Consider the following 4,718-nt stretch of genomic DNA (forward strand, 5'->3'; position numbering starts at 1 on the left):
GGTGCTAGTGTCCTCCCGCGCGCTGGGCGGCGATCGCGGCGGTGCGCTTGAGCAGCACGCCGGCGGTTTTGGTCCGGTAAGCGATGGTGCCGCGCTTGTCGTCGATCGGACGACAGGCGGCGCGGCACGCGGCAGCGGCGGCTTCGAGCGCGACATCGTCGAGCTTCGAGCCGATCAGCGCCTTCGCCGCCGGCGCGACCAGCAGCGCGGTCGGCGCCACCGCGCCGAGGCCGACACGGGCCGCAGTGCAGACGCCATCCTTCAAGGTCAGGCTGACGCCGAGGCCGACCACCGCGATGTCCATCTCGGTGCGCGGGATCATCCGCAGATACGCATCGCTCGAGCCTTTCGGCCGCGGCGGCAATGTGAAGCTGACCAGGATCTCGCCCGGCTTGAGGTTGGTGCGGCCAGGTCCGGCCGGCACATCCTCAACCTTCATGTCCCGCCGGCCGTTCGGCCCCTGCACGGTGACGACGGCACCCGCCGCGATCATCGCCGGCACGCTGTCGCCGGCCGGTGAGCCGTTGCAGAGATTGCCGCCGGCGGAGGCGCGGCCTTGCACCTGCTTCGAGCCGATCAGGTTCACGGCCTCGAGCACGCCGGGCCACACCTTGCCGAAGCGCGCGTGCTCGGCGAGCTCCATGCCGGAGACGGCGGCACCCACGCGGAAACCGCCATCGGCGGTTTCGCTGATTTCGGTCATCTCGCCGATCTTCTTGATGTCGACGATCAGTCCCGGCCGCACCAGGCCGGAGCGCATTTGCACCAATAAGTCGGTGCCCCCTGCCATAATGCGGGCGGCACTCCCGGCGGCAGCAAATGCGCCAATCGCTTCGTCAAGCGTGCGCGGTGCTACGTATCGGATATCGGTCATGACGGTTCTTTCGGTCTCCCTCGACTGCTTGTTCCCTTAGGATTTACGGGATGTGGCCTTATTGATTGCTGGCCGGCAGACCGCGAGCCTACACGGCGGATCGGGGTCCGAACAGCCTGCGAGGTGCGGCAGGAAGCGCAGGCTCCTATGCAGGATGCGGACTTGTGCAGCGCCGGCGGCGGCGCGCGGCCTGTGCCTTGGGCGCGCGCACGCGACCCGCCGCGACGAGGCCGCCAACCAGATCGGTCAGGCCTGACCGCGTTTGCCGGAGCCGATCCCAAGCATCGAGAACATCCCGATGATGAGAAGCGCCGCCGGAATGCACCACCACAACACATAGCCGAACATGTATTCGAAGATCGTGCGCCGGTAAGGGGGAAGCGGATTGGGCAGCGCGCCGGCACGCTGCATCTGCTCGATCTTCTCCGGCGAGAGCTCGTGGTAAACGTTGAGCGGGCGGCCGTTGAGGTCTTTGCCGGAGCCCTTGACCATCAGGGCATAATACCCCGTCATCTTGTAGGGCAGGATGAAGGAGTGCGTGAGACTCACATAGCCAAGCGCGAGGGCTTCGCCTTTGGGACCCTTCTCGGTCAAGTCCTGCAGCTGCTGGTAGCTGTATCGCGTGCCGAACTCCGCGGCGCGCACGTCCTGACCGGACACCGCCACGCCGACGAACACGAGAAGAACGAGCAGACCGCGGCGCATGGCGTCTTGCCTCTCAAAGGGACGCGGCGGTTCGACCGCCGTACACTCGTCAAGCAAGCTACCGGAAAGATGTCCAACCCCGGCTAACCCAGGCAATACAAGTGTCAGCGGCCGGTTAAGTCCTCCTCAACCTCGTCGGGACGTGCCGAGCGGCGAGGCCCGGAACCAACGCCTGCTCGACGACGTGCTCAAGCAATGAGCGCACACGGCTGCGCAACCTCGCAACGGGACCGAACGCGATGGCGCGGCTCTTGCTTGCTTTCAACAACGGATTGGTGAAGCATGCCGGCGCAATGACAGATCGGGAGACGGCGAATGGTCGAAGTTTCGCGCAGAACGCTCCTCAAGCTTGCGGCCGGCGCGGCGCCGGCCATCCTGTCATCGCGCGCCTTTGCCGCGGGCAAGGGCAAGACCATCACCGCCGTGATGCATTCGGACCTGCGCATCATCGATCCCGGTTTCACCACCGCCTACATCACCCGCGACCATGGCTACATGGTCTACGACACGCTGCTCGGCATCGATTCGAGCTTCAAGGTCCGCCCGCAAATGGCGGACTGGACGATCTCGGACGACAAGCTCACCTACACCTTCACGCTGCGCGACGGCCTGAAATGGCATGACGGCGCGCCCGTCACCGCGGAGGACTGCATCGCCTCGCTGAAGCGCTGGACCGCCGTCGACGGCATGGCGCAGAAGCTGGCCGAATTCACCGCTTCCCTCGAGGCGAGCGGGCCGAAGACGATCGTGCTCAAGCTCAAGGAGCCGTACGGCCTCGTGCTGGAGTCGCTGGCAAAGCCCTCCTCCTACGTCGCCTTCATGATGCCGAAGCGGCTCGCGGAGACGCCGCCGGGCAAGCAGATCGCCGAGCAGATCGGTTGCGGGCCGTTTAAATTCATACAGGCGGAATTCCAGCCGGGCGTGAAGGCCGTCTATGAGCGCAATGCCGACTACGTGCCGCGCAAGGAAAAGCCGGATTGGCTGTCGGGCGGCAAGGTCGCGAAGGTCGATCGCGTCGAATGGGTCACGATGCCCGACGCGCAGACCGCGATCAACGCGCTGCAATCCGGCGAGATCGATTTCCTGGAACAGCCGTCGGTCGACCTGCTGCCGGTGCTCGAGGCGAACTCCGACCTCACCGTGGCCGTATTGAACAAGTTCGGCTTCCAGATCGAGGGCCGGATGAATTTCCTGCACCCGCCATTCGACAACGCCAAAATCCGCCGCGCCGCATTCCTGGCGATGAACCAGAAGGACGTGCTCGACGCCACCGTCGGCAACGCGAAATATTACGAGATCTGCGGCTCCTATTTCGCCTGCGACACGCCGCTCGCCAGCGACGCCGGCGCGGAGACGCTGATCAAGGGCAACGGCATGGCCGAGGGCAAGAAGGCGCTCGCCGCCTCGGGCTATGACGGCACGCCCGTCGTGATCATGATCCCCGGCGACGTGCAAACGCTGAAGGGGCCGCCGACCGTCGCGGCGCAGCTGTTGCGCGCGGCCGGCTTCAACGTCGACGCGCAGGTGACGGACTGGCAAACCGTGGTGAGCCGCCGCGCCAGCCAGAAGCCGCCCAAGGAAGGCGGCTGGAACCTGTTCTTCACCTTCACCGGCGCGACCGAGGTGATGAACCCGATCGTCAACAACCAGATCGCCGCGAACGGCAAGCGGGCCTGGTTCGGCTGGCCCGAAGACGCCAAGCTCGAGCAGATGCGCGACGCCTATGCGCGCGCCACCTCGCCCGAGGAGCAGAAGAAGGTCGCGGTCGAGATTCAAAAGCAAGCCTACGAGCAGGTGATCTATATCCCGCTCGGCCAGTTCCGCTTGCCGAGCGCCTGGTGCAAATCGCTCACCGGCGTGCTGGAAGGTCCGGCGCCGCCGGTGTTCTGGAACGTCGACAAGACCGAATAAGGTCGGCGGCGCGAGCGACGCGCGCCGCTGATCAACGTTGGACCAGCTGAGGCACGTCGGAAGGTTCATCGTTTCAGCCGCCGAGGCGCTTCACTGCTCTCGCTTGCGGGCGCCGCAAAATATCGAAAACAACCCCATGCAAAGGAGCCGACCGCCGCCGGCGTTCGACCGGGCAACTTGACACGTCGGGCAAATCAGGAATACATTTCCAATATTCCGAAATCCACCTCCCCCTCCGGCGCGAACCAATGGCTGCGATTGCGCATCATTCGCGGCACCCCAGCCTTGCCGATAACGAGGGCGTGGACTCATAAAGGTCCGCTTCTGACGGCGACGCAGTAATTGCCGTGCCGGATCGTCGTCGACTGCTTTTGACCCGTTGCGGACCTCAGCCGACGATCGCCGCTACCTCTGGAATAGCCGCCGCCGAGTGCGGTTCGGGGGGTGACGAAACACAATCCGCCGGGACGAAACCATTTTCCGGCCTTCACGAAGGCATGGTGAAACAGTCGGACGGTTAAAAATGGAATTGGAAGCGATGGGCAAAGGGGAACTGCATAAAGAACAACGATCGCCGTGGGGCGGGGAGCGAGGCCATGTCACAGATTCGCAAAACTTTTTTAGGCGCTCTCGCGACCGCATTGACGATCGGTGCCGTGCAATTCGCTTCAGGTCACGACCTCGGAGACCGCTGGCAGGCGAGCTCTGAACAGCCAAGTCACATCGTCAATCGCGCCGGCAAGGCAGATCATCTTGCTGCCCCCAAGCCGTTCGCAGTCCAGACGAAAACGGTTTCTCTGCGCTTGAACGATCAAGCCGATACATCGGTCCTGATCCGTATTCCATCTGCGCAAGCGCGCATCACCAAGACGCCGCTGTGGAATCAGAGCCGTAAGCGGACAGTGGCCTGCGAGCCCATGGTCAGCACGCTCACGGAAGTCGCAAGGCTCCTGCAGCCCGGCCGTTGCGTGACCTGATCGACTACATCCACACCAGCTATTCGCTGAGGATAACTTCCTGCTCTTTATGCGACTGTACTGGCCAGACGAGAAAGCCCCTTCCATCCTAGATGGGTCTTGGGAGCCACCGCCGGTGGAGAGGATCAATTAAAGGGTTCCCGTGGCTGCAACATCGGGAAAGACAGCCAGTCCTCGCTCATCGTCAACTACGCGGGAGGCGGCTGCGCCAGGAGCTTAGCTACAATGAGCCCAATTGCAGTGTCCTTGAT

The 4,718-nt window shown here is 63.9% G+C and carries 4 protein-coding genes; 2 read left to right on the plus strand and 2 right to left on the minus strand.

Annotated features, from left to right (window positions below):
* Positions 1 to 4: 4 nt before the first annotated feature.
* Entirely contained in the window at positions 5 to 865 is an 861-nt protein-coding gene (locus PMN64_RS42100; protein ID WP_411785025.1) for an FAD binding domain-containing protein, read from the minus strand.
* Positions 866 to 1,120: 255 nt separating this feature from the next.
* Positions 1,121 to 1,579 carry a hypothetical protein gene (locus PMN64_RS42105; protein ID WP_411785022.1) on the minus strand — a complete coding sequence of 153 codons (459 nt, stop codon included), beginning with the start codon at positions 1,577 to 1,579 and terminating at the stop codon, positions 1,121 to 1,123.
* 315 nt (positions 1,580 to 1,894) lie between these two features.
* On the opposite strand from PMN64_RS42105, the gene PMN64_RS42110 reads away from it, so the two are divergent.
* Both PMN64_RS42110 and PMN64_RS42115 read left to right on the plus strand, forming a co-directional pair.
* Complete coding sequence (locus PMN64_RS42110; RefSeq protein ID WP_411785023.1) at positions 1,895 to 3,490, plus strand: ABC transporter substrate-binding protein; 1,596 nt, start codon at positions 1,895 to 1,897, stop codon at positions 3,488 to 3,490.
* A 596-nt stretch (positions 3,491 to 4,086) separates the two neighbouring features.
* Positions 4,087 to 4,467 carry a hypothetical protein gene (locus PMN64_RS42115; RefSeq protein ID WP_411785024.1) on the plus strand — a complete coding sequence of 127 codons (381 nt, stop codon included), beginning with the start codon at positions 4,087 to 4,089 and terminating at the stop codon, positions 4,465 to 4,467.
* Positions 4,468 to 4,718 lie beyond the last annotated feature (251 nt).

This window comes from Bradyrhizobium sp. UFLA01-814 (assembly GCF_046718885.1).
Classification (GTDB): domain Bacteria; phylum Pseudomonadota; class Alphaproteobacteria; order Rhizobiales; family Xanthobacteraceae; genus Bradyrhizobium; species Bradyrhizobium elkanii.